We start from the raw sequence: 23961 nt of genomic DNA, 5'->3' as shown, positions 1-23961 counted from the left end.
AAACCAGTATTCAACAAGAATCGACTAAGAATACACAACGCTCGCTGTTTTCTGTTCAAGTTCAACGGGAGAGCTCCAAGAAATCACTTTTTCATTCACTTGGCTGCCGCATGGCGCGTTCCAAACTTGCTCTAGTTCTTCTTTACCACCAATCGCTTCATAAAAAGCTATCGCTTGATGGTTCTCAGACATCACCTCTAAGTAGAGCCCTGAGTCCGAATAGTATTGCTGCAACCACTTCGATAATTCAGACAACAGACGCTTGCCTACACCTCGACCGCGATAATTATTGTCTACGTGTAACGCATCAATGAACGTGCCACGCTCAAAGTTGTGATTACCGAACGCGCAGACGAAACCAACCAGTAAACCGCCTTCTTCAAGCAATAAAACATGTTGGTTGAAAGGAGGATTAATCAAACGAGTCTGCCAAATAACAGATCTGTCCTCCAAAACATCATTTTCTAAGTAATCATCAGCAAGAATGCCACGGTAATATAGCTTCCAGCTATCCGCGTGTAATTGGGCAATCCGCTCATAATCTTTATATTCAGCTACCTTAATTTCCATTTATTAGCCCTTAGTACTTCCATTTATGACTTGCTACTACATTTCACACTACCTTTATACAATATTTAAGCAAAACATACTAATACACGTTTACACTTTCAATATTGACTTACACGTGTACGCTGATATTCTAGCGCACAGATGTAAGCCCAATTGGAAATTTGCTAATGAATAGTGCCGACAAACAATCTACAAAAAAGCCGCCATTAATCTGGCTCAATATTTTTGTGTTCTCTTTTAGTATGCTGCTTGCTGTTGTAGCAGCTCCCGTTTATGGCTACTTTTTTGGCTATGGCATGGAGCACTGGATATGGCTAGCAATCTGCTTTACGTTCTGTAACCTTTCAATCACGACGGGTTATCACCGCTTATGGTCACACAAAGCGTTTGAAGCGCATTCAAGCCTAAGATTCCTGTTTGCTTTAGGTGGCGCATTTGCCCTGCAGAACAGCGCGCTACACTGGTCTTCTGATCACCGTGTCCATCATAAGCATGTCGATAACAACGACAAAGACCCATACTCTGCAAAACGTGGGTTTTGGTACTCACACATTGGCTGGATGATTCGTAATTACAGCACTTCAATGTACGAAAACTACGAAAACTGCCGTGACCTTAAAAAAGACAAGATTGTTATGTGGCAGCACAAACACTATGTTCTGTTGGCATTACTAATGAACTTCGGTGTTCCTATCGCTTTAGGTGTTATTTACGGTGACGTAATTGGCATGTTGTTAATCGTAGGCGCTGTTCGTTTGGTACTTAATCACCACACAACATTCTTCATTAACTCTCTTGCTCACATCTGGGGTAGCCAACCTTTTACCGATAAAAACACGGCCCGTGATAACGGTGTGTTAGCGGTTTTAACTTTTGGCGAAGGCTACCATAACTTCCACCACATCTTTGAGAACGACTACCGTAACGGTATCTACTGGTGGCAATACGATCCAACAAAGTGGTTGATCAAGAGTGCTTCTTTGATGGGACTAGCAAGTAAGCTTAAGAAAACCCCTCAAGCTCGTATTGAGAAAGCTGAAGCGTCAATGTTACTTAAACGCACCCAGCAAAAAATCATGCATCGTGCCGACAAGCAACAAATCGCAGAGAAGCTTCAACAAGAGTTTGATGCTCTAGTATCAAACATGAACGAGTATTACGAAGTTAAAAAACAGCTACTTGAAAGCAAGCGCGAAGACGTTGTGAAGAAGTACGAACACTCTGTTCTTAAGGTTCGTTATCAGCAAATCAAAATGAATTTCGAACGACAGAAGAAAAATTGGGCAATGACGGTTGAGCAATACGCTTAAGGTAAAACAGTACGCTTAACACCCCAGTAACAACACAGTTTGATTCTTATTCAAAAGCCCTCATATTGCTATGAGGGCTTTTTTAATTCAAAGCTCTAATTAAACCCATGAATTTTAAGTCTTTACTCTAATAAAAGACACTAGTTCCAAATATCACACTTTCAATGCAACAACATGTCACTTTGGATCCTTACCTGTGACAGTTGTCACTTACAGAATGATATCCATCTCATAACATGCGCGTCCCAAATTTCTTTCAGCAAATAGCGGACCCACTTTATGAAATTGTTAAAAACATCTATCGCTTTCGCCATCTCTTCTGCACTTTTGATCGGGTGCAGCAGTGACACAGATTACGTTCAACCTGAAGAAGTAAAGATCGCGACTTACAACTTGTCTTTTGATCGTGCCACCTTCCAAGACCTTGTAACGGAAATGCAGATTGAACCAAGCGCTCAAACAAAATTAGTGACCGACTATTTGGATAACACGATTGATGACGCTGACAAAGAAACAGCAGCGAAAGTTATTCAAATCCGCAACGTCGCAGCCGTGATTCAAAAGAATCGTCCTGATGTGCTAATGATGGCTGAGTTTAACAACGACGGGACAGGTACTGATAAGTCAGCGCTAGAAGGTTTTCAAAAGAACTACCTTTCTGTTGCTCAAAGTATTGAAGGCGCAGGTGGCGACGCGAACCTTGAGCCAATTTCTTACCCATATTTTGAAAGCTACTCTACCAATACAGGTTTACTAAACGAATTTGGTTTTGATTTAGATAATGATGGTAACGCTGGAACACTGCCCGGAGATGCATGGGGCTTCGGTTTCTACCATGGTCAATACGCGTTTGCTCTAATGTCTAAGTATGAGATAGACACTGCCAACACGCGTACATTCCAAGAGTTCAAATGGAAAGATCTTGAAGGTGCAACTATTCCAACAATCACTGTTTGTGATGGGTCAAATACGATCCCTGCAGGCATGAACTGCGGCGATGAATGGTACTCAGCTGAAGAATGGGAAGAAGTTCGTTTATCTTCAAAGAACCACGTTGATGCACCAATCCTAATCCCTACCAAAGATGGTACAGAAACTGTTCACTTATTGATGTCACACCCCACTCCACCCGCTTTCGATGTAGGTAAGAACATTGAACAAAACGCAGCAGAAGTAGACTTCTGGCACCAATACATCCAAAACAAGTCATTCATCTATGACGACTCAGGAAAAACTGGCGGCTTAGAGCAAGGTAAACACTTTGTCATGATGGGCGATCAAAACCTAGACCCAGTCGATGGCGACGGTATTAGTTCTGTAATGCAGGACTTACACAATGATGCATTAGTTAACCAAGATGTCACCAATGGCAGCTTGTATCCGACAAGTTATGGTGCTGCTGAACATGCGGTAGATGAATCATCGTCTCACCCACAGCCAAACCGTATCACTTCGACATTTGGACTTGCTGTAGATTACGCACTTCCATCCGCTTCATTGAACATTGTTGAATCTGGTGTTTATTGGTCAGCTTCGTACGAAGAAGGACGCAAGCTATTCAATGACTCACGAATTGGTGATTATGGTAACGGAAAAGATGTTTCTTCAGATCACCGTATGGTTTGGATCAAAGCTGATTTCAGTGACTAACCCATTCAATTGAGACCCAAGAAGCCCTCATATTGCTATGAGGGCTTTTTTCGGAGCGTAACCGATAGCCCTTAACTCTATGCTCTCGAGTTTGAATTGTGGATGCTAAGAACCATAGTTATTGGATTTCAGAACTCTTTCTTCAATCTAAATTTATACTTATATTACTTTAACTTATCGAGTTTAAAGCGAAGGAATTGAAAATGAGCAAACTGACTATTATTGCAACAATCGTCTCTAAAAAAGACAAAACTGAGTTTGTAAAAGCTGAGATGATTAGTTTGATCGATAAAACCCGTGTTGAAGACGGCTGTATTAACTACGATCTGCACCAAGATAACAGTAACCCTGCTCACTTCGTTTTTCATGAGAACTGGGAGTCTGAAGCTCATCTAGAGAAACACTTAGCGAGCCAACATATCGCTGACTACATGGCTGCGACTGAAGGTTGTATTGAAACCTTTGTGCTTAATAAAATGACGCACATTGCCTAACCCGTCACTCATTAATGATTCAATAAAAACCCTGCTCTGATCGCAGGGTTTGTCTTTTCTTCAGGCTTATATTTGCTCATTCTAATCATGAAAAAACCCGCCAGAGTAGCGGGTATGGTCAATAATTAATGCTGTCAAAGACAGATAGGTAACAACCATCAATATTGAGTGCCACTTTACAATGGCACTCTGACATTTCTTTTGCTGATCGCTAGCACGGGGACACTAGTTAAAAGCACGAGCCAAAATGCCATTCCCTTGATATTGGTAAACACTTGAATTACTACTTACAAAGACCGATTCTCCGGGCTTAAGAGAAACTGACCGTCCTTCTGAAGTGACGCTCGCCTCTCCTTCTACACAGAACAAGATTTCCGCGCTACGTAAATATTGTGACTTACTCTCATCAGTCGCAGACAAGATATCAAAGCCAAAATCATCCACTGGAATCGGATAGCTCATCTTGCCCTCTTTTAATACAGGCTTAAGGCGAATATCTTCTGGCTTAATCGGCTCAAAGATCGTGTTATCGATAAGCTCAGGAACATCTATGTACTTTGGTGTGAGGCCAGCACGCAGCACATTGTCTGAATTTGCCATGATCTCCAAGCCTGTGCCTTGAACATAAGCATGTGGGGTTTCTGCGAACAGGAACATCGCTTCACCCGGCGCCAATTCAACCGTGTTGAGCATCAATGGGGCAAACAAACCAATATCACCCGGATAGTGCTGTTTGAATTCAATGCTGTATTGCAGAGCTTCACGCCCCATAACCGTTTTTGCTGGTCGCGCATGTGCAGCATAAAGCTCATTAAGCGCAGACGCTTTGCGGTCACCTTCAAGAGACATAATTGCGCTAAAGAACGACTTTAGAGAATCACTGTCGACATTGGCTTTTAGTACATTAAGTTCAATCGCTAACGAAGGAATATCCGCTTCTTCGAACAAAGCAATAATATCTACGATTGGACGAAAGCCATTCATCGCTTTGTAAAAGGTCAACGCATAAACCAACTCAGGTTTATGATTTGGATCTTTGTAGTTACGATTAGACGCATTCAAAGGGATGCCAAGTGCATTCTCTCGCTCAAAACCTAATTCTGATTTTCGCTTGTTCGGGTGAACCTGAATTGATAATGGTGTTTCAGCGGCCAACACCTTAAACAGGAAAGGTAATTCACCAAAACGTGCCGCCGTGTACCCGCCTAAGACATCGATTTTGTTTTCATCAATCATGTGAGAAAGCGACTCACCGGTATCACCTACTTTTGAGCAACCATTAGGATGAGCACCCATCCAAATTTCTGCTTGCGGTTCTTGGTTTGGGTTCACAATACCAAACAGTTGGTTGATGGAGTCTTTGCTTCCCCATGCGTAGTTTTGAATAACGTTGTCGAGTTTAAATAGAGACATAATTACTTCTCATTAAAAATCTGGCTGCCAAGCTTGAGCGTGGCGGCGATATTACGGGCAGTGCGAGTCAGGTTTTGATTCGCTTCTGATAAAACTTGATCTAAAGACTGAGGTGAACGTACGGTTCCAAATAAGCTAGACATTGAACCGTAAAGCTTTTCAACGTCTTGCCCCAAAGAGCCCGCAATTCCAATGGTTGGAATACTCAACTTTTGAGCTCGCTGAGCGATGCCGAAAGGTGTTTTACCTTGCAGGGTTTGGTTATCCATCTGTCCCTCTCCGGTCACGACCAGTGAAGCACCTTCAAGAACCTTATCTGCATCCAAAGCATCTAATACCATCTCAATACCCGCTTTAATTTGGATATTGAATGCAAGACTTAACCCCAGAGGTGTGCCACCAGCAGCACCAAAACCAGCTGTGTCGCGATGATTGGTACCCGTATGTGTTTGAGCGATATCGGCAAAGTGACCGATCGCAGTATCAAGTTGTTCAACTTGAACTTTTGATGATCCCTTCTGCGGACCAAACACGGCACTGGCTCCGTTTTCACCACATAGAGGATTATTCACATCACATGCGACAACGAACGTCACTTCGTTGCATCTCGGGTGCAGTCCATCAAGATCGATACTTGCTAATTGACTTAGTGCAGCACCGCCACCAGATAGCTCGTTGCCTTGCTTGTCTAATAGCTTGCCTCCCAACGCCTGTAAGATGCCAGCACCCGCGTCATTGGTCGCACTACCGCCCAAGCCGATAATGATTTGTTCCACGCCTTTATCTAGCGCATCTCTCATCAGCAACCCTGTTCCGTAAGATGATGCTGTAAGAGGTGATCTTTCTTCTACGGTTAATCGGTCTAAACCCGACGCTTGGGCAAACTCTACCAAGGCAGTGTTTACGCTTTTGCCATCAACCTGTTGTACAAGTGAAGCCCAATAAGCCGTACATTCGCGACCGATTGGATCCGTCGTTTGCAGCCCTTGCTTCTTACCATTGAGCGCTTCTAGCAACACGTCTACTGTGCCTTCACCGCCATCGGCGAGTGGCATTTTCACAAACTCTGCGTGAGGAAAAACGTCAGCAAATCCACGCTCAATACAAGACGCAACTTGGTGAGCGTCGAGTGATTCTTTAAATGAATCGGGGGCAATTACAATTTTCATTGTCGTTCACCATTCCCGCCCACCAAGGTGAGCGGGTGATTGAAATTAGAATTTGATTTGGAATGTTTTCGCTTGGCAAGATGCCAATTCACCAAAAGACAAGTCACCAAAGGTTTCAGTTGCTACATCACCTTCGCGTACACGCTCATCCATACTTGTTTCTTTCCAGCTTGAAACGTTTTGAGTGAAGGAGATTGAATCTGACACTGAACCTGTTTCTGCCGGGTTGTAGACACGCATGATCAGTGCATCTTCGTCTTCCGCTTTCTTCAGTACACTCAGTACCGCTCCTGATTGTTGCTTAGACAGAAGGCTAAAGCTCATTGGTAGGTTTTGCTCACCCACATTCAGCTTCATCGCGTTGTAAGGGATCTTGTTGTAGCATTCGATTTGAGTGACATTGTCACGTGCTTGCGCCATGATGTTCGCGTCAATGTGGTTACCAGAGAATCCACACAGCGTGAATTCACACACTAACTTGCCGCGCACTTGTGAATCTGGTGTCGGGATCTTGATCCCTGAAGGACGACCCGGACGAAGCAATAGCTCTTCTTTACCTAACACGCCGATACCGCGGAATAGTGTCAGTGCAAAGGTATCTCGGTTTTCGTCACCTTGAGATGCAATCACTTCAAATTCACGTAGACCATTCGACATGATTGCGATGCCCGCGTTACCGTTTTCTAACGCAGCGAAGTTCATCAGTTGATAAACCGGAACTGGCGCTTCTTTCCACTTTTCTTCTTCCCAAACCGCCATAGCAGGGTCATTGGTTGGTCGAGTAATACAACCGAACTGGTTATCTGCAACCACAGTTTCAGAAACGAATGGCGTTGGAACTAGCACACGTACACGGTGGTCGTCGGCTTGATTGTCTAGTTCCATGCGTACTTCAATACGGCGAGAACCTTGCTTCAATACCACTTGGCATAGCGCTTCAACGAATCCGTTTTGACCCATACGTTCCTCACGCTCTGCAAGGTTTGCAGGTACGTTCATTCGGAAAGCGATGTTCGCTACCGATTGGAAGCCTTGGTGGTCAATCGATGTTTCGACTGGGAACTCGTCTGAGTACAGTAACCATTCTTGACGAGATGGAGAGTAATCGTACTCATCGCCGTCATCAGAACCGTCTTCCAAACGAAGTACTTGGTCGAATACTTGCTCTGTCTCTTTATCGAAAATAGTCAGAGTACCGTTGTCGTTTACATTGATTCGGTAGTATTCGTTCTCTAGTAAGTAGTCTTTTTGTTCTGCAACTTTTACTGCACCCTTCTCGTTACCTTGGATGTGCAACGTGGTGAAGCCCATTGCTGGCACAGTGCGTTTGATTTGAATATCAAACTCCATAAACGGGTCGTAGTTACCGTAGTGAACGATTTGACGGTCTACTTTACCCGGGTCAATTTGGCGCTTGTCTTGGATGAAGTACTCAACTGGGTTTTCGTTTTCATCAAAGATAGAGAACTCTTGAGCACGGATAGTGATAGTGGTGTTAACAACTTCTTCACGCTCGTATGGTGAGAGGTTGAACATCGCCAGTTTGTCGCAACCTTCGCGATCTGGCATGTGGTCAACAATCTTACGCTTGTAGAAATGAATCAGGTTGGTCGCCATGTCGTCCGCAAGGATGTAGCGGTTTAGGATCTCAGCGTGAACCTTGTCTGAACAGCAGCAACCAATCGAGTCATGAGCGTGGTTCTTCATGCTCTCTTTCCACATTTTCTCAATCAAACCGTGGTGGTATTCAAAGCCTAATGTCCAAGCGATAGATGCTAGCGGTTCTAAGATATTTACAATCTTGTTTTCAATTTCTGCATGGATCAGTTTGATGTCCATACGCGTAGAAGAAATCGTACGGTGAACACGCATGTATTTGCCGTCGTTGAATTCGCCTTTGATTGTGTCGAGTTGGTCGCGTGCCGCTTCTACTTTTTCGAACACTTCTTCAAAGCGACTCATTGAGAATTCGCGATCTGGGTAGATTTCGCGAAGTTTGTCCATTACTTCAAAGATGTCTTTCTGAATCGGCATTTGATCGTGGCCGTTCGGTAATAGGATGTCTTTCGTTACCGATGGTTTTTCTAGCACTGGGAAGTACTTATCTAAACGAGCGCGTAGACCTTCTTCATCTTGCGGAAGGTATTTACCAATCGCGTAACCCAGTGGAAGCACTTGTGCAGTCACTTCACTGCCGTCATTAGACTGCCATAAGAATTCTGTTTTATTCGTGCCATGACGCTCTGAACAACCACGCCAGAACATTGCACGCGTGATGTCGAAACCGTTGTAGATCATCGGCAGCTGTGAGCTCATGCTGAATGAATCTGGTAGGTAACCGATCTTCATTGCATCGCCAAATTTCATACAGTCACGAATGCCATACATCATGTTACGCACAATCGACTCACCAGAAACTTGCATTGTGTCGGTTTGAGAATACCAAGGGCCAATAATAAGCTTGCCCGCTTCAACCAATGCTTTTACGCGTTCTGTGTTCTCTGGTTTGATCGCAAAGTAGTCTTCTAGAACAGCGGTTTGACCATCTAGAACGTAGTATTTGTATTCTGGATCACTCTCCAGACGGTTCATGATTTCTTCCATGTTGTTCACAAGAAGAATGCGAGACTCTTCTGTTGTGAAATACCATTCACGATCCCAGTGCATGTGTGGAGTAATATGTACGCGTGATGTAGTCATAATCATTTACCTAAATGTGTCGCTTCGAGTAAAACTAAAGTTCGAACCCAAATACGACTAAATTAAAGTTTTTCAAGGGGTTAAAATTGGCTGCCACTAAATTTAGGGTGCAGAAAACCACGCCCAGAATCTGTGTGAATAAAACCGTTAGGAGCACAGGTATTTAGGACAGCCAGTTGTTTGTTATTTTTTATATATTGATTTCGCAGTGAGTTAGGAGCTAACTCAAAATTCAGTTAGTTCTGTGTTGCAGTACTTGCTTCAAACTTACCCTTTTTTACAGCATGACCACGCCACATCAGAAGAGTAACAGTTGAAATCACTGTGCCGACAATCGCAGCACCGAACCAGATTGCAGCAGCAGAGAATGCGCCTAAACCTGAATCGTGTAACAAGAAGATAGAGAAAATACCTGCACCCGGAGTTGATAGACCAATACCTGCCGCGCCAACCATCGCACCTGTAACCACTGATCCTAGTAAGAATGAGCCGATTACACGGATTGGATCTTCAATCGCCATTGGTATTGCGCCTTCGGTAATACCCGCTAGGCCAAGTAGCCATGTAGATTTACCGGTTTCAATCTCAAAGTCTTTAAATAGGCGTGGAGCGATCATGGTTGAAGCCGTTACGGTGAACGCTGATACCATTTTTACTGAACCAAAGATTGCGTATGGGCCATAAACACCGTTCGCCATTGCACCTAAACAGAATGCGTAAGCGGCTTTGTTTACCGGACCACCTAAATCGAATGATACAAACAGACCAAGAATCGCACCCAATAACAGCGCATTGGTGCCTGACATACCGTTCAACCAGTCCGTTAGACCTTGGTTTAGGAACGCTACAGGTTTACCTATAACAAATAGCATCAAGCTACCTGCCACTAAAGTACCGATCACCGGATAAAGGTAGAAAGTAAGGAAGCCGTTAAACGCAGGGCCTAAGCGAACATTCTCTTTTACCCAACGCATCACGTAACCAGCAATCAAACCACCAACAACACCGCCTAGGAAACCAGAGCCAATGATGTTTGCTGCAATACCTGCGGCAAAACCAGGACCAAGTGCCGGTTTATCTGCTAATGAGTAAGCTGTGTAAGCTGCCAGTACTGGCACCATCAATGTACCCAGTAGGCCGCCACCTAGTTTGCGATACATCCATAGCCAAGAATCTTTTGTTGCGTAGAGCTCTTGCAGGTCAAAAATTTGCGCGATAAGAACAGCAACCGCAAGAACAGTACCACCAGCAACGATAAGAGGAACCGCGTAAGAAATACCAGAAAGCAGTGCTTGTTTAAGCTCAGTTTTCAACGGCAGTTTCTTCGGTTTATCATCAGTAGCTACTTTACGCTCTGCACCGTTGCCTTTTTTCGACTCTTCGATCGCTTCGTTTAAAATGCGTTCACCGTGTTTAATCGGTTCTGCAACTGGCGTTTCTACACGAGGAATGCCGTTAAAGCGCTCAGATTCTTTAATCGCAACTTCAGCAGCAAATACACAAGCCACTGCATTGTTTAATTGCTCAGCCGTTAAGCGATCTTCAATACCGTTTGCGCCCTGTTTTTCAACATGCACGTTATAGCCAAGCTTTTTTCCCGCCTTTTCAAGATATTCTGCCGCCATATAGGTATGAGCAATGCCAGCAGGGCAAGCAGTAACACATACAATTGTCGGCGCATTTGTATCTAAGTTGTCTTGTTTTTCTTCTTGTTGATTGTCGCCATCAAGAAGCGTAAAGATTTCTTCAGCGGTTGTCGCTTTTAATACCGCTTCGCGAACATCGTCATCAACCAATGTAGTTGTCAATGCAGTGAGCAGATGCATGTGGGTAGAACCCGCTTCTGCATTTGGAATCGCAATTAGGAAGATAAGATTTACATCTTCGTCTTCATCCAAGCCTTTCCATTTCATGTCTTCTTTAAGCGTTGCTACAGCGAAGCCAGCTTCTTTAACCGCGTCAGTCTTGCCATGCGGTACTGCTAGGCCTTCACCAAGCGCTGTCGGGCCTTGCTCTTCACGAGCAAATACTGCATCAAGGTACTCTTGCTTGTTATGCAGTTTGCCTTGCTGATCCAGTTGGTCAGCAAGTGCGTAAATCGCTTCTTCTCGACTGCTAAACGTAGTCTGCAGATTTACGAGCGACTTATTCGTTAGAGTAGTAAGTTTCATAACCTTTGTCCCATAGTCACGGATTAGTACGACAGTCGTCCCTGTCGACGAGAAGAATAATACAACTTCAAGACATTTAATCCGTGATCACGATCTCATCAATACATATTTGTATTTAATTTGTATTTAAATCGTATTGGTAAATCCTTTAAGAAAGCTTGTTATGTATCGTTTAATTTGTATTATATGTACTACAAAACGCCGATACGATGCTCACACTAACCTTTAAAGCAAGGCTTATATAGAGCAAATTTACGTATTTAAGGTACAGGTTCTTAATCAAAGTCTAGTTGTCCTAGCGCACAAATGAGGCAAAAATGGCAAGACTCCCTATGTATCGCCAAATCGCCGATGCAATAAGAGAAAAGATCAGTTCTGGAGAATATAAAGTTGGAGAAGCACTCCCAACAGAAGCGCAATTGCGTGAAGTATTCTCGGTAAGCCGTGTAACGGTTAGACAGGCGCTGAAACTACTGATCGAAAACGATGAGCTTGAAAGCGTTCAAGGCAGCGGCACTTACGTCAAAGAGAACAAGATCAATTACGACATCTACAAACAGTCGAGCTTTCAAGAAAAGTGGGCGCATTTGGATGTGGTCACACACAGTGAAGTTCTGGCCTTCGAAATGAAGCCGTGTTCTTTGGCGATGTCTGAACATTTAGATATCAAAGAAGGCGAATTGGTTTTCTACGTAAAACGTGTTCGTTTCATAGACAACAATCCAATCACGGTTGAAGAAACTTGGTTACCTGTTGCCCTATTCCCAGATCTAACCTATCAAGTGATGCAGACATCAAAATACGACTTTATTGAGAACACCAAAGGCATGGTGATTGATCGAAGTGAGCAGGAATTGGTACCGATTCTTCCGCCTGAAGACGTTGCTAAACAGTTAGGCATTGACCCAGCTCAGCCTATCATTGAAAAACGTACTCGCGGTTACCTCGCCAATAACACGGTATTTGAATACAGCCGAAACTACTTCACGTCTAACGATTACCGATTTACTTTGGTCGCAAGACGCCAGAGGTAATACTCTTCAACGAGTTTCTATAATAGCAAAATGACCAACACAGAGAGCGCCTTGCTCTCTGTGTTTCTATGCTGTTATCTCAATCGTAAACCCAACTTTCCTCCCCAAATATTCCTAAACCAATATCAAGTAACCTCACGAAAGATCATTCACATTCATTTAAATACTGTTCTGGCGCTTTGACCATAAACTAAGCGCCAAATTACAAGAACAACAGTCGACAGGAATGTAGATGAATACCAAACAACTTGAGGACGCTGTAAGTGAAGTGAGCTTATTCAATCAGCACCTCCACTTAATCCAATCCGTGCATACCATTCCGACCCCAAAAATGAATTGGGAGTCGATTGCGATGGAACCTGCACCGGCAATGCCAACGGTTCGATTCGATCATAAAGTCAAAGCCATGGAAGCACTCGATGAGTACAAGCCTAACTGGTTAGATATGCTGCTAGGCAACAAGTCGAAGTTGTACACCCTCACCAATAATATCGAGCGTGCCGCCGAACAAGACATCGAGCAATACAAGACAGAGTTTGTACATTGGGTTCAAAGCTACAGCTACTGGGCAAAGGGCAACCAATTATCGAAAGGTATATTAAACAACGATAGTGAAGCAAAACTATCAGCCCTTTCCGAAGCTCAACAGAACCCGATTAACGCTGCGGTAGTCGACACTAAGCTGATTAACCATAACTTCAATACCTATAAGAATGGTCACCTGCTAGAAATCAATATTCAGGTTAATAAGCACAACGTGATCCCTAAAGAAAAAAAGGTATTGCGCCAAGGCGAAGTGAAGCTTGAAACGATGTCTCTTTCTGAAAGTAATGCCTTATATCGAGAGTATGTCTGCAGCTGTATTCTTAAGTGCGCGCAAGATGCTTTCAATGTGTTACCCGAGACGAGCGTTGTGATCAATGTTGAACAGATTTCAGCAGATCGAGCGAGCGAGACCATAGTTTCATGCCATGTCGAACAAGGACTACTTGAGTTCTTGTTAATCGAAGACGATAAACCCTCTGAGATACTTGAATTCTTTGTCCACATTGAAGATTTCAATCCTCATCGAGGTAACGGATTCTCTGCGATAAAAACGATTTTTTCGCCTTTACCTATGGCGTCATAACTCACGCGCATTTTCGATTCAATCATTGACGGCTCTTCACGACTAGCCTTGCGTTCGTCGTGTCCAATCACCTTATATACCAAACCATTATGTCGACACACGCTATCTCACAAACAACGCGCCCATTACCATTAACCAATACAGTTTCATACACACGATCCCGAGCAAAACTGCCTCTATTTCTCATCGCGTTCTCTATGCCTATATTTGGAAAAGAGGCTGGAGAAGAGGTTGAAGAAGTGGTACTTGAGGACGACGTCGTATTAAGCGAAGGTTCCGAGTTACAAGAAGAAGCTGAAGAATCTCCTTTTACGACCCTGACCAAGCTCGGGTTTATCTACTCGCAAAACACCAGCTCATCTTTGTCGATCAACTCTGGAATCTCTGTTGGATACAAAAAAGAGAACTGGGGCCAACGAGTTCAGTTTGATACCTACTATACCGATGCTGAAAACGACGAAGACGGCACCAATCGCTATACCACCAACTATGGCATCAGCTATGACCTGAACGAAGTCACCTATTTGGTCGCAACAACACGTTTTGAACACGACCACTTTGGTACTTATCGTAAGCAATTCATAACGGCTACAGGATTGGGTCGCCACTTTTATGATACTGAAAGAATCAAACTTCAAGGCTCCGCTGGCCCGGGTTATCGAATCAGTCAACGCCAATCCTCCGATGAAGAGTTCCCGAACAAAGAGAACTATGAGCTGATCGTCAATGCCAATGTTGATGGCTCTCTGACGCTCACAGAAACGTTTTCTATGGGGGCAACGGCTAACATGGCTTACGGTGAAGAGAACACCAATTACAACCTCAAAGGCTATCTAAAGAACATCTTGATGGGTAATTTGGCGCTGACTTTTGATACCGAATACATCTACAACACCACTGTCGCATCAGACCAAAGTAACGCCGAAATCTACAGCTCAATGAACCTTAACTACGACTTTTAAATAACGCTTCCCCCATCGAACATGCAAAAGGATTTGCATGATCGTCTAAGCTTCTCCATCACTCCGTAATTTGTTCGTCACTAACTATTCCTGACGCTTATTTACTTAAGCAGAACCGCTAAGCCGCTATTTGATTATATAGAAAAGGTTAATTCTGTTTTGCCCAGCACCCCGTTTATCTACAAACCTTGGTGTAATAGATTGTTCGCAAGCAAACAAAAGGAGCGAACACATTATGTTATCTAGTCAACTAGAGCGCGCACGCGCCATCGATTTACCGACACGAGAAGCGATGCTTCAACGAGCTCCTTCTGTACAACAGTTTTGGGACAACAATAAGGGCTTGTTCAGCGAGGCTTGGAAAGAATGGGAAGCAAGTGCGGAAGGCAGCCAATTAGATTTTGATGATTCGCTGTTAGATGCCCGCCTTCGTGAGGCTGTTAGAGAAGCTTGGCAAGATCCAACGAAAGAAATCGCGGTAAAAGATTTACTCGAAGAGATCTCTCCTGGGGTGTTTAAGTTTCAGTTCTTTGATGCTGAACGTCTCGCTGAGTTGCGTGATTACTTGGAAGCGGTCTCTAACGCTCAAATCCCGCTGCGCCCACCATATGGTATAGTGCTTAACCGTGGTGGAGCAATGTTAGACAGCCGATCTGAAGGGTATTTAGCCGCGCCAAGTTTCCAAGCGTTTTACCAAGATTTACTCGACAGTTACATGCGCCCTATCGCTCGCTTATTGTTCCCTGAAATCATGGGTTACGACACGCAAACTTTTGGGTTCTCGATTCAGTATCAAGCGAACAAAGATACGTCTTTGCGCCTTCATACTGATGCGTCTTCTGTCACGCTCAACATTAACGTAAATATGCCAGATGAAGAGTTTTCAGGGTCAGAACTTAACTTTTATGCCCCTGCTACGGGTAAGATGAACCAAACAACATTCACGCCCGGTGTCGCTATGATTCATCGAGGAAACGTTGCCCATGCGGCGCTGCCGATAACAAGTGGTGAACGTTCGAACTTGGTATTGTGGTTGTATGGCGACCGTGGACAAATACCACACCACAACTCGGTACTAGAGCCTATAGATGCGCATCAACGCTGGACGGTACCAACAGTGGTACATGACAATTTTGCGCCGTTCTAGGCGATTGAGAGAATAAATACAAAACGCGCCTACCATTGTTCATGGTAGGCGCGTTTTAGTTTTCACTTCAATTGACTGGTCAATCTATAGGGCGAGTTATGCGGGTTTCGTTCTCAATCGAGTCAATATATCCATCTGTTTTAGATTCGCCATGCCAACGTAAGCCACTGGCACTAAGAACAATGAAAAGAAAGTTCCGGCTGTCAAACCGCCGACTAATACCAAACCAATATTGATTCGACCTAATGAACCAGGGCCATCCGCCAATGCCAATGGCAATGAACCGAGGATCATCGTCAGTGAGGTCATCAAGATTGGACGTAACCTTGAACGTGCACTGCTGATCGCAGCTTCTTTGGCACTCGCGCCAGATTTGCGTTTCTCGTTGGCAAACTCCACCAGCAAAATACCGTGTTTGGTCACAAGACCAACCAGTGTCAGCAATCCTATCTTCGAGTAAATATTCAGGCTTTGACCAAATACCGACAGCGTCAAAATCGCGCCCACAATACACAGTGGAACCGTCAGCAAGATGATCATCGGGTCGACAAAGCTTTCAAATTGCGCCGCTAGAATCAGGAAGATGAAAATCAACGCCAATACGAACAGCACTTGTGCGCCGGCGGTTGAATCAACTAGATCTTTAACGATGCCATTGAATTCGTAGCTCTGAGCAGGTTTCAACAGGCTTGGTACCGTGTCATCAATGTATGCCTTCACGTCGCTCACCGTGTATCCGGGCATTAAGTCAGCCGTAATTTCAGCGCTGTCTTTACCCATGAACGTCTTGAAATTAGATTCCGATGTCACTTGTTTGATGGATACAAACTGGGATAAAGGAAGCCTTTGACCCGACTGTGAATCCACATACAGCTTATCGAGTACCTTGAAATCACCAAGGTCACTTCGGTTCACTTGAACTTGAATTGGGTATGTATAACCGTCGTCTGCTTGCAAATCTGCGGCTTTAACAGAACCAAGGAATGTCGATAACGCATTGGTTACGTTACCGTAATCAACACCAGACAATACAATCGCATTTCGGTCAATCGACAAGTCGTAACGTAATTGGTCACGCAACATCGAGTTCTTAATGTTGGTCACGCCCTCGTAATCCTCAAGCGCCTTAACGACTTCGCTCGCAGTTTCAGACAGCACAGTGGTATCACGGTTAACCGTGGTCAGTTCGAGGATCATATTGGTAGCGATGTTCAAGTTATCTGCTGAGCGAACCTTGAAAGACATGCCGTAAGCAGAGACTGAACTTTGTGCCTTAGCGATAAACTCGTTTACCAATTCATCCGCTGACTGGTCACGTTCGCCCCATGGTTTCAATAGAACGTGATTGGTCGGTGTACCTTCAATGTAAGATAGGTTCGCTTCTACTGAACTATCACCTTTGAACACACTGTTCAGTTGCTCGTTGTTATCTAGATGATACTGACGACCAACACCTGTTGGTGGCGTAGAAGTCACCTCAACAAAACCGGTATCTTCGGTTGGAAGTAACACTTGAGGCATTTTCCAAACCGCTAAGGCCGATAAAGCGATCAGCACTAAAGCAATACCACTCATCAGAGCTTTACGATCAAACCATTTGCCTAGCTCTTTGGTGTATAAATCCGATAACACATTCAGTTTCGCATCAACCTTTTGATACCACTTCACCGGGGTTGATACTGGCTTCATTAAGTAAGCACTCATCATTGGTGAGAGTGTTAACGCCACAAATCCAGAGATGATCACCGCAGCTGCAAGCGTGAACGCGAACTGCCTGAATAGATCGGCGGTTAAGCCAGCCATCAAGCCAATTGGTAAGTAAACAACCGCCAAAGTCAGCGTCATCGCAATCACTGGAAAGACGATCTCTCGACACCCTTTAATTGCAGCATTGAACGGCGTTTCACCTTCTTCGATATGACGGTAACAGTTTTCAGCCACAACAATCGCATCATCAACCACCAAACCAATGGCGAGAATGATAGCCAGAATCGTCAGTACGTTGATGCTAAATCCAAGTAAATGCATGACGGCAAATACGCCTATTACGCACACAGGAATGGTGATGATCGGAATTGAAGCAACTCGAAAAGAGCCAAGGAACAGAACCACAACCGCTGAAACCAAAACTATCGCTTCAACTAAAGTCATGAAGCCTTCATCTATAGCGGTTTTAATGAAATCAGCTTGGTTATAAACCATCTTCATCTCAATGCCTTCTGGCAACTGAGGCTGAATCAGATCAATTTGTTTCTTAACTTTATTCGCAACGGTTACTGGGTTTTCACTTTTCAGTGGCAACACCTGAATCGACATCGCTAGATTGTCATCTACACGCAGAATACTTGGTGTAAGGCTCTCCTCACCCATTTTGACTTCAGCAATATCACCTATACGAATGATCTTGCCGTTATCAACACGAACCACTAAGTCTCGTACATCATCAACGCTGGTTACTTGGTTGACTGGGTTGATGGAGAAATCTCGCACCTGCCCCTTGATGGTACCTGCGGTAAACGTTGCATTGTATGAGCTCAATGTTCCAACCACATCGGATGCACTCATATTGAGCGCCATCATGCGATCCGGTTGCAACCAAACACGCACCGCTTTCTCGCTGCCACCATACGGCCCCCAAATACCACCCACACCTTGGATATGCTTAAATTGAGGCACGACTTGCTGGCTAATGTAGTCGTACATGTCTTGCTTAGACATCTTGCCAGTATTCACAAACGTGATGATGTTACTCGGCATGCTGGTGTCAGAAGAATCATCCGTGACCGTTGGCTTATCCGTCATACTCGGTGGGAAATCACCAATCGCTTCGACGCTGCTGCGCAGGTTGTTCATCAAGCTGGTGTATTCGACGTCATTGATGTCATCTTCAAAGATGATTTTTAGATTACACGTGCCTTCCTGACAGTCCGTCGTCATGGTTTTCACGCTGTCGAGGCCCGTTGCTGCGGTAATGAGCTTATCTGCCACATTGCGCGACATAAACTCAGCACTAGCGCCATTGATCGCAGCCGTTACCGTTGCTGACGGTGTTTTATGTTCTGGAAAGTATTGGATTGAGAGCTTTTGAAACGACAAAAGCCCAAGCAAAACAATGGTGATACTCAGAACTGAGGCAAACACGGGGTGCTTAATACAAATCTCAGGAAGCTTCATTCAGACTCTCCTTCGTTACAGCTTCCTTGCTTAGTGTTTCCTTACTGTGAGCTTCCTTGCTTTGAGCTTCGCTTGATGAATCCTCAACAGTCGCGCTAGTCTCTGCTTGCTCACTGTTTTCGTTGATCGCTTCATCTACACCTTTCGATGCTTCCGTCCAATCAACCGAAGGTTCAATCGGATGTGCTTCGTCCACCTGTGTTACGGTATTTTCTACTTTAGGCTCAGCGGTCTGTTGAACGTTCTCTTTGCTTGTCGGTTCCGTGATTAGCTCAACGGTTTTCTGTTCAGCATTTGGGTTCATGACCTTAACTAACGACGCTTTCTTAAGGTTCTGTTGTCCCGTCACAACGACGTTATCGCCAAGCTTCAAGCCTTTCTCTACAACAACGTAACCATCGTTAGTATTCACGCCTAATTCGACAATGCGTTGCTCGATTTTTTCACCATTCACGACCCAAACAAAACGCTCTGTATCTTTGGCTTGAACGGAGTTTTGAGAAACCACCATCTGCGTTGAATCTTCGCTCGTCATCTGACTTACTTTGGCAAACATACCCGGAACTAAGCGATGCTCTGGGTTAGTCACGTGCGCGTGTACTTCGACGCGGCCTGAGCTTTCGTCCACCGCTGGCGCAATGTAATCCACCACACCAGAAAATGCTTCATCGACAAATGCATCAACTTGGATGGAAACATTCTGCCCAAGCTTTGCATTTCCTAAATCCGACTGGCCAATAGAATACTGAACTTCGACAGGATCGAGCTTGATCAAACTGACCAACGCGGTAGCGCTATCAATCTTGCTGCCCACTGAGTGGGTAAAGTTAGTTAGCTGCCCATCAAATGGCGCGACCAATAAATAGTCATTCATCAGCGCTTCTTTCTGACGGAAATCAGCTGCGGCTAGATTCGCCTGTTCGCCCAGTTCTTCCACATCTTGTTGAGACATAGAGTCAGGTTGTTTCTTTAGTAATTCTTGTACACGCTTTAATTTCGACTTTGCTAACGCTAGGGAGCTTCTTGCTTTGTCTAAATCGGCTTTTGCTTTGGTATTGTCCAGTTGAGCGATCAGTTCGCCTTTTTTAACTGAATCTCCATCTTTGAAATGGATGTTGAGAATTTTGTCGGAGGCACTAAATGTCAATGCAGCAGAGTCCGTTGCCCTGATTTTGCCAACCTCGTTGATTGAAGAAGTGAATGCTTGTTTGTGAGCTTTTTCGATAGTCACAGGAATCAAGTTTGAGTCTTGGGCAAACGATGGAGAGATATGCAAGGCAAACAGTGCCAAACAGATTGTTTTACTAAGCTTTGTAAATTTCATTTTTAATAACCATAACCGTTGAATTCGTCTGAATTAAAACGTTTTTCTAAGCAGCTATTTCTTACTTAATGAGCTTCCAGCTATTTAAATAATGCTAAAACAGCTAATAATGAGAAAAGGGCTCAACTCACTGTCGAGCCCTGCAATTTTTATATGATTCCTAAATTTTTACGTTCTGAACTCCAAAGTAAAAGTTAAAAACGATGCTGATACTGAACACCGAGCAAGAGAGCATCGGCAGTCACATCAGCAGTTATATTGGAACTCGTTCCTGGGATCGTCGTCAGGCTTTCGTCAATATCTTGTGATTCTCCGATGATAAATCCGACACCAATATCCACAGAACTGGCAGCCGTGAAGTTATATGCTCCTCCGACCGTGAGCCAATGACGGTTAACATCAGGAATTGATAACGATGTGAGTTCGTCAGTTGGGGAAATGTCGTACATGTAACCCGCTCGTAGAACGATGTCTTTCGACATGGTGTACGTACCACCGACAGAAATATGCCCTGCGTCTTTCCATTGATACTCTTTAATTGAGTCGTCATAAGAGTCAGAAGTTAGCGAATCAAATTCAGACCAGTTCACCCACTGCAGGCTGTAGTGAAAAGCCCACTGTTCGTTGAGCTGGTGCCAACCGGAAAACTCTAGAGTGTCTGGTAGAGGTACATTCATTTTGTCGGCAGAGACACCGCCTTTCGTAATATCCCCTTCAACTTCTATATCCGGACTATATCGATAAGTAATACCAAACCTGTTGTTTTCATTAACTTGGTAAGTAGCACCTACATTGGCGCCCAATCCAAAACCATCAGCATCAACATCTAGAAGGTTTTTCCTGTGAATTTCGCCTTCCCCGTAGATGACATCGAGCCCAGCACCTAAATTGATTTTCTCAGACAGCTCATAGGCAACCGCAAAACCTACATTAATACTCGATAACGCTGTTTTCCCACCAAATTCATCCGCTTCGAACGAATCATCAAACTCCACATCGGTACCGAAGTTAGAATGCACGGTGGCACCTAAGGTAAATTTAGAGCCTTGAATAGGATGAACATAGTGAAGGTTCGGAACTAATGTTCCGGCATCTAGTGATTGATCATCGAATGTTTCTGTATCCCCTCTCATCGGCGTGTAGCTCACATTAGAGACATCAATACCACTATCGATATAGATAGCGCCGACAGAGAGTGTTGGTTGCTCGATGTAAGCCATCGCAGCACTGTTCTTAGCAACAATCGCAGCGCTATCTGCCATCACAGCATCACCGGCGAATGCACGGCCTAAGCCTGTTGCAGACTGCGCGTTAAGTTGAAATCCAGCCGCATTAGTCAGGCAAGGAACAAGAGCAGCGGCAGTGCCCAATAAAAGTTTATTTTTCATCTTGAGGCACCTCTGTTTCGATATGATCTTCGTTATTAATGACGACTACTGCACCGTCACTCATTACCATTGAAGCAACAGCAATTTGTTGAGTGCCCACAGCTTCAAGTACATCAGACATGTTTTCACCTGGCATACCCGGCAGTCCATCTTCATCAACAGGGCCTTCGTACGGGAACAAATACGTACCATGCCCGCCGGTAGTTGTTCTCACGGCTCCGCGCTTTTCATCAATATGTTCTGATGTACCTGTAATTGGGTCTAAGCCAAGCGCAGTAATCAGTGGTTCAGTACCAGTACGAATGTTATCTGGCGCGGTGTTTGGAATTACGCTATCTGGGACATAGTCAACGCCAACGTCACAAGTCTCCCCGCAATCTCCAACGGCAGCCAACAAAAGAGTTGGTTGCTCAGCCGCAACTTGTCTCGAGATAAAGCTAGCAGGGTCAGCACTATCAATTGTGGCTTGGACCCCTTGTTTTAGGTCTGTAACAACTAGATCGAAGATGTCATCCTCTAACTGACTAACAAGCAGCGCGTTATCAGATGAAAGTTCGACAAACTCTCTAAGTGCTTCAATACATTGTTTATTCGTTGCTTCTGTTGTGCATGTATCTGGTATGACAGTTTCAGCAATACCACGCTGAACATCTGGAGACTTCTTAACACCTTCAGACATTTCAGGGCCTAAGGTTTGAGAAGACAGAACCAGGTTAGTTAGCCCCTGTCCCGGAACAACAAAATTAACCGTGTTAAATTCAAAATTGGTATTGGTATCCGAGTGAAAATCAGGGATTGCTTGACTAAACTCACTCACCATTACCGACATAATTCCACCCAGCGATTGTCCAATTAAATGAACGTTATCGTTATCAACCCAACCTTCTTGGCTCAACGCATAGCGTAGACCCAGAAAATCTGAAACAGACTGCTGGAGGTTAGAACGAAGTGCTAAAGGGGAATCAATATTGATGAAGAACGCTTTGTTTGCTCTAGCGCTTATTTCTACATGTTCAGGACTTGAGTCATAACGCATGCGTTCCCCGTGATATGGCATGTCAATCGCAACCACGGCATAGCCTTTATCCGTATATTCTGCAGCCATTAAAGAAGCAGTGCCTCGCTCGGCTGTAACACCATGTATAAAGATGGCTGTAGGCAGTTGTTTAGGTATAACCCAGCTAAAGCTCTTTGGTACGTATATGTCTGCTGTGATCTCGAGTTCTTCAGTTATTTGGGGGATCGGGTTACCAGCCGTAGGGAAACCACCGTCAGTGTTGGTGATCCATTCATAAAGTGGCGGGCAATTTTCTTTCGGATCAAACTCATCAACGATACATTCCGCCTCCCTCTCTTTTGTAAAAGGTAAGTAAGACGGAATTTTGAGCACTTTTGTATATAGGTTGTACCCGCGTTTTTCCTCTTTAAGTTCAGGAAGTGCACTAGAGAAAGAACTTCCATACAATAAATGGCTTCTTCTCATCGCATCCAGAGGGGAATAAGCGCTCTGAGTTTTAAATTGAGCAGCATATACAGGAAGAGCGTCACCCGGATATAACGCTTCATATGAGCTAATGGCATTAATTATCTGAGCATGAAGAACTTCTTCTTTTTCGCTATTTAATGGAACCTCTGAATAAATCAATTCATCAAAACTAGTGTCTGCTTTTAACGGTTCATTAAATTCAGTTTTTACCCCATCCGTTACTACAAGCGAATAAGTACGATTCTCTACTAAGCCTGATTCACATTGAATTTTAATATTGGAACCATCAGCGGATATTTGAGTACCAACTTCCTCACCTGTTACGTCATCAATTAATACAACATTCCCGGCTAAGGTTTCGTTATTGAGTGGATAACGTTTGTCCGAATTAACACTTTGTAGAGGAATTAAAATCGGTTCTGCACAAAGTCCCCAACCGTCTAGGGCTGCGTATGAATTGTTGTAATCCTGATAATAAGCATCATTGGTCGATGACATTGCGGCGACGTCTTCACCGACACCCGATATTGTTCCATCGTCGTCATAACCATAACCATCGTTTGGTTTTGGTAGTTCATTAATGTTGTAGGGAACCAATACCGAAACGGCCTCTTGAGTCGAGTCTTCAGACTGACAGCCGAGTAAGGCAAGCGTAATTAGTCCACATATATATGGCTTATTGAAATCTTTCAAAACAGCTCCTTCGTAGCTTTCGCATTTAACTGGTGTGGTCATGCGATTTATCGTTATTTGAGTTGCCGATTGAGTCGGAGGTAAGCTCGACTTTTTATTCGTAGAGAGCAAGGCAACACAGAGTTGGAATGACACGTTGATAAAACT

The 23961-nt window shown here is 44.2% G+C and carries 16 protein-coding genes; 7 read left to right on the top strand and 9 right to left on the bottom strand.

The features are described from left to right. Positions 1-24: 24 nt before the first annotated feature. Entirely contained in the window at positions 25-570 is a 546-nt protein-coding gene (locus MSG38_RS01045; protein ID WP_050651679.1) for a GNAT family N-acetyltransferase, read from the bottom strand. Positions 571-737: 167 nt separating this feature from the next. Between MSG38_RS01045 and MSG38_RS01040 the strand changes: the two genes are divergently transcribed. The 3 genes from MSG38_RS01040 (at position 738) to MSG38_RS01030 (ending at position 4024) form a co-directional block, all read left to right on the top strand. Beyond that, entirely contained in the window at positions 738-1880 is a 1143-nt protein-coding gene (locus MSG38_RS01040) for a fatty acid desaturase (RefSeq protein WP_059018370.1), read from the top strand. 279 nt (positions 1881-2159) lie between these two features. Further along, a complete protein-coding gene (locus MSG38_RS01035) occupies positions 2160-3530 on the top strand; it encodes an endonuclease/exonuclease/phosphatase family protein (protein ID WP_050634214.1) in 1371 nt (456 codons plus the stop codon). Positions 3531-3733: 203 nt separating this feature from the next. Continuing rightward, the gene (locus tag MSG38_RS01030) at positions 3734-4024 is read left to right on the top strand and encodes a putative quinol monooxygenase (protein ID WP_050634215.1); all 291 of its coding nucleotides are present in this window, start codon (positions 3734-3736) and stop codon (positions 4022-4024) included. A 225-nt stretch (positions 4025-4249) separates the two neighbouring features. On the opposite strand, the gene manA is transcribed toward MSG38_RS01030, so the two are convergent. From manA to mngA, 4 genes are all read right to left on the bottom strand, one after another. Next, positions 4250-5437, bottom strand: coding sequence for a mannose-6-phosphate isomerase, class I (gene manA / locus MSG38_RS01025; protein ID WP_248400772.1), 1188 nt, complete (start codon positions 5435-5437; stop codon positions 4250-4252). Between the two features lie 2 nt (positions 5438-5439). After that, positions 5440-6606, bottom strand: coding sequence for a glycerate kinase (locus MSG38_RS01020; RefSeq protein ID WP_248400771.1), 1167 nt, complete (start codon positions 6604-6606; stop codon positions 5440-5442). A 45-nt stretch (positions 6607-6651) separates the two neighbouring features. Then, on the bottom strand, positions 6652-9306 hold the full coding sequence (mngB, locus tag MSG38_RS01015; RefSeq protein WP_248400770.1) for a mannosylglycerate hydrolase: 2655 nt from the start codon (positions 9304-9306) through the stop codon (positions 6652-6654). A gap of 236 nt (positions 9307-9542) precedes the next feature. Next, complete coding sequence (gene mngA, locus MSG38_RS01010; RefSeq protein ID WP_248400769.1) at positions 9543-11477, bottom strand: PTS 2-O-a-mannosyl-D-glycerate transporter subunit IIABC; 1935 nt, start codon at positions 11475-11477, stop codon at positions 9543-9545. A 317-nt stretch (positions 11478-11794) separates the two neighbouring features. Between mngA and MSG38_RS01005 the strand changes: the two genes are divergently transcribed. From MSG38_RS01005 to MSG38_RS00990, 4 genes are all read left to right on the top strand, one after another. Beyond that, the gene (locus MSG38_RS01005) at positions 11795-12511 is read left to right on the top strand and encodes a GntR family transcriptional regulator (protein ID WP_009845448.1); all 717 of its coding nucleotides are present in this window, start codon (positions 11795-11797) and stop codon (positions 12509-12511) included. Between the two features lie 232 nt (positions 12512-12743). Then, a complete protein-coding gene (locus MSG38_RS01000) occupies positions 12744-13640 on the top strand; it encodes a hypothetical protein (protein ID WP_086968140.1) in 897 nt (298 codons plus the stop codon). 197 nt (positions 13641-13837) lie between these two features. Next, positions 13838-14602 carry a DUF481 domain-containing protein gene (locus tag MSG38_RS00995; RefSeq protein WP_248400768.1) on the top strand — a complete coding sequence of 255 codons (765 nt, stop codon included), beginning with the start codon at positions 13838-13840 and terminating at the stop codon, positions 14600-14602. Positions 14603-14837: 235 nt separating this feature from the next. Beyond that, positions 14838-15749, top strand: coding sequence for a 2OG-Fe(II) oxygenase (locus MSG38_RS00990; RefSeq protein WP_248400767.1), 912 nt, complete (start codon positions 14838-14840; stop codon positions 15747-15749). A 96-nt stretch (positions 15750-15845) separates the two neighbouring features. Here the strand turns inward: MSG38_RS00990 and MSG38_RS00985 are convergent, their stop codons facing one another. From MSG38_RS00985 to MSG38_RS00970, 4 genes are all read right to left on the bottom strand, one after another. Beyond that, complete coding sequence (locus MSG38_RS00985) at positions 15846-18923, bottom strand: efflux RND transporter permease subunit (RefSeq protein WP_248400766.1); 3078 nt, start codon at positions 18921-18923, stop codon at positions 15846-15848. After that, positions 18910-20247, bottom strand: coding sequence for an efflux RND transporter periplasmic adaptor subunit (locus MSG38_RS00980; RefSeq protein WP_248400765.1), 1338 nt, complete (start codon positions 20245-20247; stop codon positions 18910-18912). Before MSG38_RS00980 ends, MSG38_RS00985 begins: the two co-directional genes overlap by 14 nt. 194 nt (positions 20248-20441) lie before the next feature. Continuing rightward, positions 20442-21635, bottom strand: coding sequence for an outer membrane protein transport protein (locus MSG38_RS00975; protein WP_248400764.1), 1194 nt, complete (start codon positions 21633-21635; stop codon positions 20442-20444). Further along, positions 21625-23856, bottom strand: a complete 2232-nt coding sequence (locus MSG38_RS00970) for a lipase (RefSeq protein WP_248401074.1) — start codon at positions 23854-23856, stop codon at positions 21625-21627. The genes MSG38_RS00975 and MSG38_RS00970 overlap by 11 nt, the downstream gene beginning before the upstream one ends. Between the last annotated feature and the right edge of the window lie 105 nt (positions 23857-23961).

The sequence above is a fragment of the Vibrio sp. 1CM24A genome, from assembly GCF_023161725.1.
Taxonomy (GTDB): Bacteria; Pseudomonadota; Gammaproteobacteria; order Enterobacterales; family Vibrionaceae; genus Vibrio; species Vibrio coralliirubri.
Note: the sequence above shows the minus strand (reverse complement) of the source record. Positions and strands in the feature narration are given on the sequence as shown.

Excerpts from the sequence above, each read along its gene's own strand:
- MSG38_RS00975 (WP_248400764.1), bottom strand. The coding sequence starts at position 21,635 with ATGAAAAATAAACTTTTATTGGGCACTGCCGCTGCTCTTGTTCCTTGC.
- mngB (WP_248400770.1), bottom strand. The coding sequence starts at position 9,306 with ATGACTACATCACGCGTACATATTACTCCACACATGCACTGGGATCGT.
- MSG38_RS01035 (WP_050634214.1), top strand. The coding sequence starts at position 2,160 with ATGAAATTGTTAAAAACATCTATCGCTTTCGCCATCTCTTCTGCACTT.
- MSG38_RS01000 (WP_086968140.1), top strand. The coding sequence starts at position 12,744 with ATGAATACCAAACAACTTGAGGACGCTGTAAGTGAAGTGAGCTTATTC.
- manA (WP_248400772.1), bottom strand. The coding sequence starts at position 5,437 with ATGTCTCTATTTAAACTCGACAACGTTATTCAAAACTACGCATGGGGA.
- MSG38_RS01030 (WP_050634215.1), top strand. The coding sequence starts at position 3,734 with ATGAGCAAACTGACTATTATTGCAACAATCGTCTCTAAAAAAGACAAA.
- MSG38_RS00980 (WP_248400765.1), bottom strand. The coding sequence starts at position 20,247 with ATGAAATTTACAAAGCTTAGTAAAACAATCTGTTTGGCACTGTTTGCC.
- MSG38_RS01020 (WP_248400771.1), bottom strand. The coding sequence starts at position 6,606 with ATGAAAATTGTAATTGCCCCCGATTCATTTAAAGAATCACTCGACGCT.
- MSG38_RS01040 (WP_059018370.1), top strand. The coding sequence starts at position 738 with ATGAATAGTGCCGACAAACAATCTACAAAAAAGCCGCCATTAATCTGG.
- MSG38_RS01005 (WP_009845448.1), top strand. The coding sequence starts at position 11,795 with ATGGCAAGACTCCCTATGTATCGCCAAATCGCCGATGCAATAAGAGAA.
- MSG38_RS00985 (WP_248400766.1), bottom strand. The coding sequence starts at position 18,923 with ATGAAGCTTCCTGAGATTTGTATTAAGCACCCCGTGTTTGCCTCAGTT.
- MSG38_RS00970 (WP_248401074.1), bottom strand. The coding sequence starts at position 23,856 with ATGACCACACCAGTTAAATGCGAAAGCTACGAAGGAGCTGTTTTGAAA.
- MSG38_RS00995 (WP_248400768.1), top strand. The coding sequence starts at position 13,838 with ATGCCTATATTTGGAAAAGAGGCTGGAGAAGAGGTTGAAGAAGTGGTA.
- mngA (WP_248400769.1), bottom strand. The coding sequence starts at position 11,477 with ATGAAACTTACTACTCTAACGAATAAGTCGCTCGTAAATCTGCAGACT.
- MSG38_RS00990 (WP_248400767.1), top strand. The coding sequence starts at position 14,838 with ATGTTATCTAGTCAACTAGAGCGCGCACGCGCCATCGATTTACCGACA.
- MSG38_RS01045 (WP_050651679.1), bottom strand. The coding sequence starts at position 570 with ATGGAAATTAAGGTAGCTGAATATAAAGATTATGAGCGGATTGCCCAA.